A 14027-nucleotide genomic window follows, 5' to 3' on the forward strand; every position below is an offset into this window, starting at 1 on the left:
TAGCTGCACGCGCTGCGCAAAGCGGCGCGCGCATCAGACTAAAGGTGCATCAACGGAAGCGGTAATTCAGCGTCGCAAGGAACGTGCGGCCAAGACCCGGCACCGCGCGTCCGCCATCGGACGGGATCAGTGCATCGTAGTACTTCTTGTCCGTCAGATTCAGCACGTTCAATTGAATATCGTAGCGCTTCTGATGATACGCGGCCATCACGTCCCAGCGCGTATAGCCGCCGACCTGCACGAGGTTGTTGTTGGCCGCATATCGCGAGGACACGTACGAAGGCCCGCCACCGAACTCCCAGTTGGGTGTCACGTTATACGTGGACCACAGCGTCAGCATGTTATGCGGCGTATTGGCGAGCGTGTTGCCTGTGGTGCCGTCGAGCGCCTTTTGCACGGTGCCATCCATATAGGTGTAACCGCCGAACACCTGCCATCTGTTCGTGATGTGACCGGCAACGCCGAGCTGATAACCCCGCACACGCACATCGCCATCGAGTGTGTATTCGCCCGTGGAAATCTGCGTGCGCGCGTTCGTCTTCTCGATGTTGAAGAGCGATTGCGTGACAGAAAGCCCGCCATTCAACAGGTCCCACTTCGAGCCGATCTCGTACGAGCGATTCTTCTCGGGCGGGGTGTTCTGCTGATTGTTGGTGAGCGTAAGCGCCTCGAGCGACGGATTAAACGACGTGCCATACGACACGTAATACGACTGCCATTCGGTCGGTTGCCATACGATGCCGGTTCGCACGCTCGTGAAGTAATTCGTTTGCGTGGCATAGCCGGGCGCGTTGATCGAGTTATGGATCGATGCTTCATAGCGATCGCAGCGCACACCGCCGATCCATTTCCAGTGCTCGCCGATCGAGATGGTGTCGTTGAGATACAGTCCGATGCCGTTTGCGCTCGACTCCGCGAGATTGGTGGCCACCTCGCGATAATTCGAGGGACGCGTCGTATAAGTCGGATCGACGAGCGGCACGATGGCGAGCGTATTGGATGGCAGGCCCGGCGTGGTCGCCGTGAAACTCTGGTTGCTGTATGTCTCGTGGCTCAGATCGACGCCCACCAGCATGTCATGCTTGAGAAAGCCCGTGGCGAACTTGCCTTCGAAATCGGTCGTGTTATAGACCGAGTGGTCGTTGATATTGCGGTCTTTGCCTTGAAGCGGAACGTAAAGCGAAGAGAGCGGCAGCGTCGTGTAATTTCCGTTTGTCAATGCAGTGGATGTGCCGAGCGGGCCTGTTAGCACAGCGGCTGCGTTGGTCGCGCGAGCTTCCGTGCTGTAATGGCTGAATTGCGTCTGATTGCGCAACGTGAAGACCTCGTTGAAGCGATGCTCTACGCGCGCATTGAGCGTTTGCACGTCCTGAATCGTGCGGTCGTCGGTGAAGCCATAAAAGGTCTTCGTATCGACCGGCGCGGGATGTCCGTTGAGCGGCGGAATGCCGTAGTCCGGCTGATCGCGGTTGTGCTGAATCAGTGCCGAGAGCGTCACTTGCGTCGGCGTGCCGATGCCGAATTTCACTTCGGGCGCGACGCCATAGTCCTTGCTCTTCATCTGATCGCGCGTCGAGCCCAGATCCTGCGCGAACGCGTTGATGCGAAACGCGGAAGTCTCTGTCATCGGCTGATCGATGTCGACCGTCGTTCGATAGCGGTCGTGCGTGCCCGCTTGCACGGATACATCGGCGCGGGGCTTGAGATCCGGCTGCTTGCTCACCTGATTGATGACGCCGCCTGTCGAACCTCGCCCGAAGTACAGCGACGACGGCCCGTACAGCACATCGATGGACTCGAGGTTGAACGTATCGCGATAGTACTGGCCACGGTCGCGAAAGCCGTCGAGATAGATATCGGTGCGCGCGGTAAAGCCGCGCAGATTGATGTTATTGCCGATCTGGCCGCCCTCCGCCGCGCCGAGCGTCACGCCGGGCACGTTGCGCAAAGCGTCGGAGAACGAGCTGACCGCTTGCGATTGCAGCACGGCTTTCGGTACGACGACGACTGCCTGGGGAATGTCGCGCAGCGCGGCCGGCACCTTCGCGCCGACGCTCGATACTTCTGGCTGAAAGTTGCGCGAGGCATCGCTTTGTCCCGTGACCTTCACAGCGGGCAGGGTGGTGGTTTCTTTCGGCGCAGCCGAATCTGCAACCGCGCTCGTGCCCGTGTTTGCGGCGGCAGAAGATGCAGCTTGCGTGCCTTGCGCTGTCGCTTGCGCGTGCAGCGGCGCGGCCATCGGCACGGCGGCAATCGTAACCAGAGCCGCGGCAAGCGGCGTTTTCCTGAGCATCTCGTTCCCCGTTATCTTGTTAGTCGATTCCGAACGGCATCCCGGCGCGTTGCTCGCCGCAAACTGTTGCCGTCTTTGTTAAATGCGAATCAGTATCATTACATAACGTGACGGGCTTTTGTAAGTAGCCTTGGAAGCTAGCGGGCTTAGCGGTTTGCATGCGGCATGCACCATTCGGTGCGCAAAATGCACGCTTCGAGTGCAACAAGAGCCACGCGCACCAACGTAGCGCCGCAACGCGTCCCCGTTGGCGAATTGCCGCACCGTCGCTAGGCAGCCAGAGCGCGCCGCGCACAAAGATGAATACAAAATGCTCCACGATGGCCTGGAACTTGCACTTCTCGCCGTTTTTTCTGAGACGGCAGTCGACATGCAGGCACTTCAATCCGGTACCGATACTTTGTTTTTGCTGCTAGGCGCCGCCATGGTGCTTGCCATGCACGCAGGCTTCGCGTTTCTGGAATTGGGAACCGTCAGGCGAGAGAATCAGGTCAACGCGCTCGTCAAGATCCTTGTGGACTTCGCCGTGTCCACGCTGGCGTACTTCTTCGTCGGCTACAACATCGCGTATGGCGTGCAGTTCATGCACGGGGCCGACGTGCTCGCTCAGCACAACGGCTACGCGCTCGTGCGCTTCTTCTTCCTGTTGACTTTCGCGGCGGCCGTCCCGGCGATCGTGTCGGGCGGCATCGCGGAACGGTCGAAATTCAACCCGCAGTTGTTCGCGACGTGCGTCATCGTTGGTTTCGTTTATCCGCTGCTCGAAGGCATCGCGTGGAACGAGCGGTTTGGCATTCAGGCGTGGCTCACGCAGACGTTCGGTGCGCCGTTTCACGACTTCGCCGGTTCGGTCGTCGTGCATGCATTCGGCGGCTGGGTCGCGTTGCCGGCAGTGATATTGCTCGGGCCGCGCCACGGCCGCTATCACAAGGATGGACGCATCGCTGCGCACCCGCCGTCGAGCATTCCGTTCCTGGCACTCGGCGCATGGGTGCTCGCGGTCGGCTGGTTCGGCTTCAACGTAATGAGTGCGCAGACTGTCGACAAAATCAGCGGTCTCGTCGCCGTGAATTCACTCATGGCGATGGTCGGCGGTACGATCGCCGCGTGGGTCGCGGGCCGCAACGATCCCGGCTTCGCGTACAACGGTCCGCTGGCGGGGCTGGTCGCGGTATGCGCGGGCTCCGACGTGATGCATCCGCTCGGCGCGCTGATCGTCGGGGCAGTTGCAGGCGTTCTCTTCGTGCAGATGTTCACCTGCGTGCAGAACCGCTGGCGCATCGACGACGTACTGGGCGTCTGGCCGTTGCATGGCCTGTGCGGCGCGTGGGGCGGCATTGCGGCGGGCGTCTTCGGGCAGAAGACGTTCGGCGGCATCGGCGGCCTGTCGATGTGGTCGCAGTGTATCGGCACCATCGGCGCAGTCTTGCTCGCGCTCGCGGGCGGCACGGCGGTGTACGGCGTCATCAAGATGACGGTGGGGCTGCGGCTGGACCGCGAGGACGAATTCAACGGCGCGGATCTCGCGATTCATCGAATCTCGTCGACGCCGGACCGTGAAATGGCGGGCTGATACGCAAGCCGTCGTCCGGCCCCGGGGGCGCCGAATTGAATGCAAGATGCCGCCCCGTGGCATCTTGCATGCCGTCGGCCAAGGCGGACGCGTGGCCGACACATGCCAATAGAAGAGTCCGGGCATGCGCTTCGCTGAACCCGACCGCTCGGGCCATCACCAATAGCGATCACCCGATCCGCGCAACGCGACGCGCGCTTTGCCTGATTGACGTCGAACCCTCGATTGACGAGAATCGCGCACCGGTCACGGTCGGCTCGCTATGCCGATGCGCGCTCGCCGGTTACGATATACCGGCCGACTTCCTCCAAGGCCGAAAGCTTGAACCCCACAGAAACCGGGACATTCGATTTGCCGCTACCGTCGCGCAACTTCTCGTTGACGCGACGTGTGCTGTTGCTCGTTCTGGCCGCTTCAATTGCGATTCCGCTTGTCTGTCTCGGCATCTACGGTTATTACGACTATCAGCGGCGCTTTGCCGATGCCGGCGAGTTGACCGAGCGGCTCGCGCGCGTGGCGAACGAACACGCGCTCAAGGTGCTGGATCTCAATCAGCAACTGGAAACGCGTGTCGTCGACATGCTGGGCGACAGTGACGACGCAAGCATCAAGAGTCGCGAGGAAGCGTTGCATCGCGCCCTCGACGACATGAGCGGCACGCTCGCACAGGTCGCAGCGATTTCCGCTTTCGGCGCAAACGGCGCGCTGCTCGTGAACAGCCGCTGGTATCCCTCTCCGCAGGTGTCGATCGCCGAGCGCGATGACTTTCTTTCCGCACGCGCCGTCGCGCCCGTCGCCTATTTTTCTCTGCCGTTGCGCGGCAAGGTCGCTCAATCGGACGTGTTCACGACGACCATGGGCCGCATCAGCCGCAACGGGCAGTTCCTCGGCGTCGTGTCGATCGCATTGAAGCGCGACTACTTCATCGACTTCTATCGCGAGATCGCCGCTGGCGACAACGCGCTCGTCATCGGTTTATATCGGCGCGACGGCGGCATTCTCGTGCGCTATCCGCCGAACCCGGACTCGTCGCAAGTCGCGAACAATACGCCGTTCGCCGAGGCATTCCGGAACAATGAACTCTTCGGGCGCATACGCATGACATCGACAGTCGATCATGTCGAGCGCGTCTTTGCATATCGGCGCGTCGGGGACTTTCCGCTCTATGTCGCGACCGGTTATGCCACGTCGGTCGTGCGGGCGCGCTGGCGGCAGAACCTCGCGCTGGTCGCGGCGATAGCGGCATTGCCATGCATTGCCGTATGGCTTCTGATCGGCTTCTCCATTCGCCGCCTCGATGAAGAGCGTGCCGCGTGGGAACGCTGGCAAGCAGAGATCGCGACGAGACTTTCGATCGAAGCATCGAGCCGTCAATTGCGGCGCATGGGCGCGCTCGGCAATCTCGTCGCGAACGTCGCGCATGATTTCAATAACCTGCTGATGGTCGTGTCGTCGAACATGGCGCTTGCGCGGCGCAAGCATTTCAACGATGTCGAAAGCGAGGTGCTCGCAGTCGAACGCGCGACGGCCGGCGCCGAGTCGCTGGCGCGGCGGCTGATGAGCGTCGCGCGCAAGCATCCGCTCAAGCAGGAAGTCATCGACCCGGCCGCGTGGATCAGAAGCATGCTTGAGATCGTGAAGCGTGCGGTGCATCCATCGGTGTCGTTGACGGTCGAGTTTTCAGCGGACGTGTGGCCCGTCATCGCCGATCCAGTCGAGCTCGAACTGGCGCTCGTCAATATCGTCGCGAACGCGAGCGAGGCGATGCCGCATGGCGGGCGCATCGTGATTCGCTGTCAGAACGCGCGGCTGCGGGGCGCGGAAACCGATCTGCCCGATGGCGAATACGTGCTCATCTCCGTGACGGATAACGGTGAAGGCATGACCGAAGCGGTGCTTCGCCGCGCATTCGAACCGCTATTCACGACGAAAGTGCGTGGCGCGGGCACGGGCCTCGGGCTCTCACAAGTGCTGGCCGCCTGCGAACAGGCGGGGGGCACCGCGCGCATCACGAGCGTGCCCGGCGCGGGCACCACGGTGAGACTCTATTTGCCGAGGCATCACGGCCCCGTCACGGTTGCTGCGCCGCCGCCCGTCGTGGAGAAAGCGCCTTTCAAACCGCCTCAGGTTTCGAACGATGAACATCCGTTGCGAGCCATGTCGGTGCTGCTCGTCGAAGACAACGCCGATGTCGCCGCGGGCGTCATGGCCGTGCTCGAAGTCTTCGGTTGCACGGTGCATCACGAAGCGAGCGCGGATGCGGCATTCGCACTCATGGGCGAGGGTTACAGCTTCGATCTCGTTCTCTCGGACGTGCAGATGCCCGGCAACATGAACGGCATCGATCTCGCCGAACAGATCATGAAGCGGTTGCCTTCGCAAAAGCTCGTGCTCATGACGGGCTATGCCGACGACATCGAACGCGCGAAGCATCTCGGCGTGCCGATCCTTGCCAAGCCTTTCGATATGGACGATCTGCGCGATGTCATCGCGGACCGTGTGCCGCACTGAGCCGACTTATTTATGCGTCGGCATCGGGCGTGCGCCGACCAGAGGATTGAACGACCTGCGCTTGCCCGTCGTTGCTTCGTCGGCGTCGTCGTTGTCGTCGTTGTCGTCGGCTTTGGCATCGGCTTTCGCGCGACGCGCAGTGGTGCGCTTGCCGCCGAGTTGATCGAGCAGGTCCTCGTCGTCGGCGGCTTCTTCGTCTGTTTCACCGTGGTTTGGCGCGGCTGCTTGTCCTGCGCCTGCAAGATGCTCCATAACGGATAAAAAGTCCTTCTGCGCCGACCTCAACGCGCGTCCCGGCATCATGATGAGCACGACTGCTTCCTGCACGGTGTGGTCATCGACGGTATGCAGCGCGCCCGCTTCAGTCCAGTCGATGCCGCTGTCCGCGTACGCCGCGATCACATGTTGAAGCACGGCGGGCGAGAGCACGCCGGCATCGTATAAGCCGACGATCTGCCGCTCGGCAAGTGCGAAGAGACGGGTGGCCGGGGCGGGATTCGCCCTTGATCTGGGCTTGCGGGCGGCCATTTATTTCGATGCGGGCGCGACCCGCCAAACGGTATTACCGACATCGTCCGCGACCAGCAAGCCGCCCGTATGATCCACGGCGACACCGACGGGACGCCCTAACGCATGTCCATCCGACGAAAGAAATCCGGTGAGGATATCTTCGGGCGGACCGGAAGGCTTGCCATCCACGAACGGCACGAATATGACCTTGTAGCCGCTTCTCGGCTTGCGATTCCAGGACCCGTGCTGACCAATGAACGCACCGTTCCAGTAGTGCTGCGGAAAGGCTTTCGCATCATAGAAGGTCAGGCCGAGCGAGGCTGTATGCGCGCCGAGCGCATAGTCGGGGACGATGGCCGAGTCCACGAGGTCAGCACGTTGCGGCTTGACGCGATCGTCTACATGCTGACCGTAATAGCTATAAGGCCAGCCATAGAATGCACCGTCCTTTACCGCCGTCATATAGTCGGGAACCAGTTCGTTGCCGAGTTCATCGCGTTCATTTACAGCCGTCCATAACGCGCCGGATTGCGGCTGCCATGACAGTCCGTTAGGATTCCGAAGTCCCGTTGCATAAAGGCGCGTCTGTCTCGTGGCGATGTCCACTTCCATGATCGCCGCGCGCCCGTTCTCAGCCTCGATGCCGTTCTCCGCCGCGTTGCTGTTGGAGCCGATCGTCACGTACAGCTGCTTGCCGTCCGGGCTCGCGATGATGTTCTTGGTCCAGTGATGATTGATCGAACCTGCCGGCAGATCGATGAATTTCTCTCCCGGCGAATCGATCTTCGTTTCGCCTGCGTGATACCTGAAACGCAGCACGGCATCGGTATCGGCGACATAAAGATCGTCTCCTACCAGCGCCATGCCGAAGGGCGAATGAAGATGGTCGATGAATACGGTACGCGTTTCAGCCACACCGTCTCCGTCGGCATCACGCAGCAAGACGATGCGATCCGGGCTGGGCACACCCGCGCCTGCGCGTTTCATCACCTTCTTCATGATGGCGCCCTTGATGCCCGCATTCTCGTCATGCTCGGCCGGTGCGTTGCTCTCCGCAACGAGCACGTCTCCGTTAGGCAGCGTCGTCAGCCATCGCGGATGGTCGAGGCCGGACGCGAATGCAGTCACGTCGAAGCCTGCGGGCGACAGCGGCTTCTGGCCTTGCGACCACGATTTCGCGGGTGCGATGTTCACCGTCGGCAATAAGGCACGGCGCGGCGCCGGAAGTTCGGGATCGGGTCCGAAGCCAGCGGGATAGGTTTGCGCGAGCGCGATGCTGGACCACGCGGTCAGCATCGCGACAAGCGTCATGCGCAGGCGCTTACGCGCGTCGGGAAAGGCCATCCATCAGCCTCCGCCGATGCCCTGCACGATCTTTCCCGTGCCTTCGCAAGTCGGACAATCGGCGCCGTCGCGCTCGCCCGTGCCGTTGCAGTCCGGACAGATGTCTTCGCCGGTGCCCGGTGCGCCCGGTTCGGCTTCGTCGCCCGGACTAAGAGGAGGTTCTTGCGCCATGACTGTCTCCCTAGTTGATGTGCCTTCGCTGGAGCAAGGACTATTCCCCAACTCGATCGCTCGCGGCCGGCGTTCGACTTCACGGCTTGCGGCCGAATGCTTCCCTTAAGTGCTTCTTGGCCCGCTCCAACGTATTTCGTCGCGTCTTCGGCAGATTGCGGCCGGCGCGATTGATGTAGAAATTGAGCATCGACATCGCCGATTGAAACGGCGTGCCCTTGCGCCGCGTGCTTTCCGTCGACGAGCGCTTAAGCGATTGTGCGATTTCCTCTGCATTGCCAGTCTTGAAGATGTCGCGCTGAATATCCATTGCGTCGCTCGTTTCCATCACATGATGCGACCAGCGGTGCGTGGAATTCGCGGACGTCGTCGACTTGCTCGCGTTCTTCTTGCGATCGCTGGCAAGCGCATGGCGTTGCCGCGTACTGGTGCTCTTGCCTGAGCGCGTCTTGCCGGTGCCTGTGCCGGTCTTCTTGCTCTTGCATTGCGCGGGCATGGCGGTTCCTCTTTCAGCGTGTATGTTTCATCAGCCGATGCGCTTCACGCAAGGCATCGACGATTGCCTGATAGGCCGCATGGCGGGTCTCTGGGTCGGGCGCACGCAATACATAAGACGGGTGATAGGTCGCGACGATGGCGCGTCCCTCGTGCTCGATCGCATGTCCCATCGACGCTTGCAACTTGGCCTTGGAGTCGCGCAGCACCGACTTGAGCGCGGTCGCGCCCAATGCCACGATCACCTTTGGATCGATATCGGCGGTCTCACGATCCATCCAGTAATGACATGCGTCGATTTCGCGCTGCGCAGGCGTTTTATGCATGCGCCGCTTGCCTCGCGGTTCCCATTTGAAGTGCTTGACCGCGTTAGTCACATAGACTTCCTTGCGCGCGACGCCGGCTTCTTCGAGGGCGCGATCCAGCATGGCGCCTGCCGGACCGACGAACGGTTTGCCTTGCAGATCTTCCTGATCGCCCGGTTGTTCGCCGACGATCATCAACGGTGCATGACGCGGACCCGCGCCGGGGACGGCTTGCGTGGCGTCCTTGTATAACGCGCAGCGATGACAGACGTCGAGCGTGTCGGGCGTTTGATCGGGTTCTACACCGGGTTGCGGAGTCGTGACCATGGGTGTTCGAGTCAGGCCATTGCGTTTTAGTGCAACGCACTCGTTGACAATGAGTGTGCCTTTGGCGCACCCGCGCGCGAGGCGTCACGCTGAATCATAGACATTGCGCGCTCCGACGACGTTGAAGAGTGCGCAGCAATTAGTGAGCCGCAACGCTGAGGAATGCGCCTTGCTCCAACGGATATACCCAAGCAAAGGAGGCCAACGATGAGCAATGACGATCGTCTGGAAGGACCCGGCAGCACCGATAAGCCGCTCGGCGACGCGGGCAGCGGTGCGAGCGGAGGCGGTTCCTTCGGCAATCAACCGGGACCGGGTGCCGCGACAGGCGGCGATCCGCATCAAGGCGTGCGTCAGCCGAATGCGGGCGAAGTGGAACCGGAAAATCGTCGACTGGAACAGCAGCCGCATCAGACTGCCGAAGTGCCGCTCGGCTCAGGTGATCGACCGGAGCCGGCAGGAAAGGGCGGGCAAGTGAGCGACGCAGCGGCGTCACCCGGTCAGAACGTGCCGCCTCGCGGTAACTGAGACTAGAGCGCCAGGCACAAAAGCAAAGCGGCTGCGATGAGCGGCCGCTTTGCCTTCTTGCGGTCTTGCCGATGAGCCGATTTAGCGCGTGGCAATGTACATCGTGATTTCAAAGCCAAAGCGCATATCGGTGAAGCTAGGGGTTTCCCACTTCATAGAGCCTCCTTGTGCATTGAGCGGCCTGACGGATGCCGAGCCGTTGCGCGGTTGTGTTCATGAGCGCGTTGAGTTCGGCGCTCCAATCAACGCTCTTTCATCCTAGCGCGACTTTGCCGTTTGCATGATTGGAAATTGCCTCGGCATCCATTTAATTTATTTATAGCGGCCTTGGGCGGTTTCCCGAATCGTCAGGGTTCGTACTTATTTTGTCAGGGTCGGTTGCTTCGTCACGTTCCATCATTTCGCCGGGACGAGGGATAACCTTATCGACATCCTCGGGCCGGATATTGTTCAGTTCATTGCCGCCGGGTGCATGCGGCTTGTCGTGTGTGTCGGGCGTTTGGGGCGCCTTCGGGGTCTCTGCCATTACATTGCCTCGTACGAATAGTCATTCGGCGCGCGCCGCTTCACGCAGCACGGCGGCGTCACTGTCATAGTTGCGATCGGCTAGCTTTCTGAGCACGGCCAGCACTTCGCCGTCCGCGCCGTTGCTTTTCGCCAGCGCCATCAGCTTTTCCTTGTGCATCGGATATTCAGCGCCCTTAAGCGCACGCGCGATTGCATCCGGACCCGGTTCGTCCAGGTGCCGTTGATTCTGCGACTGCGCGGGATGTTGAGACATAGCGCCTCCTTTCGAGTTGACGTTCGGCTATAAAAGGCAGCAACGCGCATACCCGTCTGCCGGGCGCGATTGATGCTGCGTCGATGCTGCACGATTCGCAATCACCGCGAAAAGGAGGACACGCGCATGGCTATTTCCGCGGAGCGACTCTCCGATACCGAGATCAAGGTCGACGAGACCGTCTATACATTCGATGGCAAGGACGCGGCTGACGCGTTCCAGCAGTGCCTGGGGAGCGACACGCTCGATACCTGCACGCGCCACCACGCGCCCGTTTCGACGCGCGCCGCAACGACGGGAAGCGATCTGGCCGAGGGCGAGCCGGGCAGCATCATTTCGCCGTCGCTGGGCGGCATGCCCTGATCGGGAGGACGCGATTACAACAGCGCATGAGTTGTCGGGCGCGGCGCGAGAGACTCACGCGTCAGGGCTTCCAGCGGCAATGGCTTGTCGAACAGATAGCCCTGCGCCTGCGCCGCGCCCATGTCGCGCAGCACGGCGAGCGTTGCCGCGTCTTCGACGCCTTCCGCGACGAGCGTGAGATCGAGCGACTCAGCCATACGCACGATTGCCCGCACGATAGCGCGACTGCGCGGGCTGCGCGTCAGTTCGAGAATGAACGACTTGTCGATCTTGAGACCGCTGAACTGATACTGGTGCACATAGCTCAACGACGAAAAGCCCGAGCCGAAATCGTCGAGCACCACGGACATGCCGTTATCCGCGAGCCGCTGCATCGTGCGTCGTGCGAGATCCGGTTCGGCGACGAGCGCGCCTTCGGTCAGTTCGAGGCACACGCGCGAAGGCGACACGCGATAGCGCCGCAAGAGCGCGAGTACGTCGTCCGCGAATTCGGGGCGCGTCATGCTATAGCTCGAACAGTTCACATGCACCGGCGGCCAGTGCACGAAACGCTCATTCGAGAGAATCGCCGCGACGCGTTCGAGCATGTAGAGATCGAGCCGGCCGATGAGCCTCAGTCCTTCCACCGCAGGCAGAAATTCCGCCGGCCCGACGATGCGCCCGTCGGCCTGCCGCCAGCGTATCAGCGCCTCCAGCGCCACCACTTCGCCGCTTTTCACGTCGACGATCGGCTGAAAGTAGGGCAGCAGTTCATCGTCGCGTTTCATTGCGTTGCGCAGGGCGCCTTCGCGTTCAACCTGGTCGGACACTTGCCGGCGCAATTCCTGATTGAACACGACAAAGCTGTCACGTCCCGCGTTTTTCACCCGATACATCGCGGTATCGGCATCGCGCAGAAGATCGGCGGGCTCGGTATGAAACTGACTGTCCGCGCTCACGATGCCGATACTGCACGACGAGAACACGACGTGCTCTTCGATATGGAACGGAAGATCGAAGGCCGCGAGTATGCGCTTCGCGATGGAAACCGCATCCTGCACGAGCGCGTTCGGCGAGAGAATGGCGAACTCGTCGCCGCCAAGACGCGCGAGCAGATCCGACGCGCGCAAGCAGGCACGCAAACGCGCAGCCGCCTGCACGAGCAGCATGTCGCCGAAATGATGACCGAGGCTGTCGTTCACCACCTTGAAGCGGTCCAGATCGATGAACATCGCCGACAGGTCATGGCCGCGCGTTGCATAGTCGTTCCACGCGCTTTGCAGCCGCTGCATCAGATGACTTCGGTTAGGCAGCCCCGTCAGCGCGTCATGCGAATTTTCATAGACGAGGCGCGCGTTCACTTCGTCGAGTTCGCGCGTGCGTGCCTGCACGCGCGCTTCGAGTTCGAGATTCGCGGCGTGTAACGCTTCGGCATCGCGGCGCCGCGAAAGCGCCGTGTCGATATGGCGCGAGACGAAGGTGAGCAGTTCCTGATCGCGCAGCGAATAACGCACGAGCGGCGAATAGCTTTGCACGGCAAGCACGCCGCGCACGACGTCGCCGTCGAAGAGCGGAATGCCGAGCCACGAGCGCAAACGCACGCAATCGTTCTCCGTTTCGATCGCCCCTTCGTTGATGAGGCGCACGGCTTCGTCATGATCGATCAGGCGCGGACGGCGCTCGCGAAGCACGAATTCGGTCAGCCCGCGCCGGCCGTTTCGCGGGTCAGGGCGCTCGGGTGTAATCTCGTCCACGTAATAAGGAAACGACACTTCGTCGGTGTTTTGCCCGACCAGCGCGATATAAAAATTTCGCGCATAGAGCAGCTCGCCGACGATTCCATGCAGACTGCGAAAGAATTCCATCGTGTCGCCCGGCCGGCTCGACAGCTCCGCGATTTGATAGAGCGCCGCCTGCAAATGCTCGGACCGCTCGCGCTCTGCAATGCCATGACGCAACGCGGCATTCAGTTGCGAGAGTTCGGATGTGCGCCGCGCGACCTTTTCTTCGAGATCCGCGCGATGCAGGATGCGGTCGAGCGCCATCGCGACGTGCCGCGCGACCACCAGAAACAGCGCGCGCTCCTCCGCCCGGTAGATGCGCGACACGTCGTAGACCTGCATCGCGAGCATGCCGAAGACCTCGTCGGATGCGTTCTTCAGCGGCGCGCCCATCCAGAACTCGGGGCGGTCGCCCAGGCAGTAGAAGCGGCCTTCGCGCTCCGCCGCGGTGATGTCAGCCGTGGTCACGAAGAGCGGTTTGCCGCTCGTCAGCACGCGTCCGGTCATCGAGAGACGGTCGGGATCGAGAATGTCGAAATTGTCGGCTTCGACCACGTCGGCATCGATCACATCGACGTAATACGGGTACGTGATCTTGCCGGTCTTGCGGTCGTACAGCGCGAGGTAGAAGTTCTCCGCGTCGATCAGCGTGCCGAGGCGCTCGTGCACGCAGCGCAGAAACTCGGCGCGGTCCGGCACCGAGCTCGCCAGATACGCGATCTCGTACAGCACGCGTTGCGTGAGTTGCGCGCGGGCGAGGGCATTGGCCTGCACGCGCTCGCCCAGACGCCGCGCGAGTTCCGCGAGATGCGGGTCGTCGCGTTGCGCAAGCGGCGCGAGCAGCCAGCCGAGCACGCCTTCGCCACGGCCCGTCGGCCAGCGGTGCCAGCCATGCGCGGCGCACAAGCCGTCGAGACGCTCCTCGGGGATGCTGTGCGGCCACACGAGCGGCGCATCGCCCCGCCGCGCCAGATGCAACTGCTCACCCGCGCGATACCACGCCCACGCCTGCCCGCAGCCCATCGCGGCGGCGTCGCGCAGCAGCGTCTCGATCGAGTCGGCATCG

The 14027-nt window shown here is 61.8% G+C and carries 13 protein-coding genes; 4 read left to right on the forward strand and 9 right to left on the reverse strand.

Translation table 11 applies throughout. The features are described 5' to 3' along the window. Nucleotides 1-49 precede the first annotated feature (49 nt). Nucleotides 50-2293 (reverse strand): TonB-dependent receptor, encoded by a 2244-nt coding sequence (locus GV035_RS07885; RefSeq protein WP_159834395.1) that lies wholly within the window; start codon nt 2291-2293, stop codon nt 50-52. Nucleotides 2294-2663: 370 nt separating this feature from the next. On the opposite strand from GV035_RS07885, the gene GV035_RS07890 reads away from it, so the two are divergent. After that, nucleotides 2664-3866: an ammonium transporter gene (locus tag GV035_RS07890; RefSeq protein WP_159834396.1), complete on the forward strand. Its 1203-nt coding sequence runs from the start codon at nt 2664-2666 to the stop codon at nt 3864-3866. Between the two features lie 321 nt (nt 3867-4187). Further along, nucleotides 4188-6377 carry a hybrid sensor histidine kinase/response regulator gene (locus GV035_RS07895; protein WP_159834397.1) on the forward strand — a complete coding sequence of 730 codons (2190 nt, stop codon included), beginning with the start codon at nt 4188-4190 and terminating at the stop codon, nt 6375-6377. A 6-nt stretch (nt 6378-6383) separates the two neighbouring features. Here GV035_RS07895 and GV035_RS07900 read toward each other — a convergent pair whose 3' ends face one another. The 5 genes from GV035_RS07900 to GV035_RS07915 all read right to left on the reverse strand — a co-directional run bounded on the left by GV035_RS07900 (nt 6384) and on the right by GV035_RS07915 (nt 9529). Next, nucleotides 6384-6905, reverse strand: coding sequence for a hypothetical protein (locus GV035_RS07900; protein WP_159834398.1), 522 nt, complete (start codon nt 6903-6905; stop codon nt 6384-6386). Further along, a complete protein-coding gene (locus GV035_RS07905; protein ID WP_236572562.1) occupies nt 6906-8183 on the reverse strand; it encodes a PQQ-dependent sugar dehydrogenase in 1278 nt (425 codons plus the stop codon). A 51-nt stretch (nt 8184-8234) separates the two neighbouring features. After that, entirely contained in the window at nt 8235-8402 is a 168-nt protein-coding gene (locus GV035_RS29065) for a hypothetical protein (RefSeq protein WP_201303930.1), read from the reverse strand. 79 nt (nt 8403-8481) lie between these two features. Then, nucleotides 8482-8898 carry a DUF3175 domain-containing protein gene (locus GV035_RS07910; protein WP_159834399.1) on the reverse strand — a complete coding sequence of 139 codons (417 nt, stop codon included), beginning with the start codon at nt 8896-8898 and terminating at the stop codon, nt 8482-8484. A gap of 13 nt (nt 8899-8911) precedes the next feature. Then, nucleotides 8912-9529: a UdgX family uracil-DNA binding protein gene (locus GV035_RS07915; RefSeq protein ID WP_159834400.1), complete on the reverse strand. Its 618-nt coding sequence runs from the start codon at nt 9527-9529 to the stop codon at nt 8912-8914. A gap of 207 nt (nt 9530-9736) precedes the next feature. On the opposite strand from GV035_RS07915, the gene GV035_RS07920 reads away from it, so the two are divergent. Further along, the gene (locus GV035_RS07920) at nt 9737-10057 is read left to right on the forward strand and encodes a hypothetical protein (protein WP_159834401.1); all 321 of its coding nucleotides are present in this window, start codon (nt 9737-9739) and stop codon (nt 10055-10057) included. Between the two features lie 81 nt (nt 10058-10138). Here the strand turns inward: GV035_RS07920 and pqqA are convergent, their stop codons facing one another. Beyond that, entirely contained in the window at nt 10139-10213 is a 75-nt protein-coding gene (gene pqqA / locus GV035_RS29715; RefSeq protein WP_008353049.1) for a pyrroloquinoline quinone precursor peptide PqqA, read from the reverse strand. Between the two features lie 391 nt (nt 10214-10604). Further along, nucleotides 10605-10838 carry a DUF2795 domain-containing protein gene (locus tag GV035_RS07930; RefSeq protein ID WP_159834402.1) on the reverse strand — a complete coding sequence of 78 codons (234 nt, stop codon included), beginning with the start codon at nt 10836-10838 and terminating at the stop codon, nt 10605-10607. 126 nt (nt 10839-10964) lie between these two features. Between GV035_RS07930 and GV035_RS07935 the strand changes: the two genes are divergently transcribed. Beyond that, entirely contained in the window at nt 10965-11201 is a 237-nt protein-coding gene (locus tag GV035_RS07935) for a hypothetical protein (RefSeq protein WP_159834403.1), read from the forward strand. 14 nt (nt 11202-11215) lie between these two features. On the opposite strand, the gene GV035_RS07940 is transcribed toward GV035_RS07935, so the two are convergent. Continuing rightward, the gene (locus tag GV035_RS07940; RefSeq protein WP_442859547.1) at nt 11216-13984 is read right to left on the reverse strand and encodes a bifunctional diguanylate cyclase/phosphodiesterase; all 2769 of its coding nucleotides are present in this window, start codon (nt 13982-13984) and stop codon (nt 11216-11218) included. Nucleotides 13985-14027: the final 43 nt, after the last annotated feature.

Source organism: Burkholderia sp. 8Y, from assembly GCF_902506145.1.
Taxonomy (GTDB): domain Bacteria; phylum Pseudomonadota; class Gammaproteobacteria; order Burkholderiales; family Burkholderiaceae; genus Caballeronia.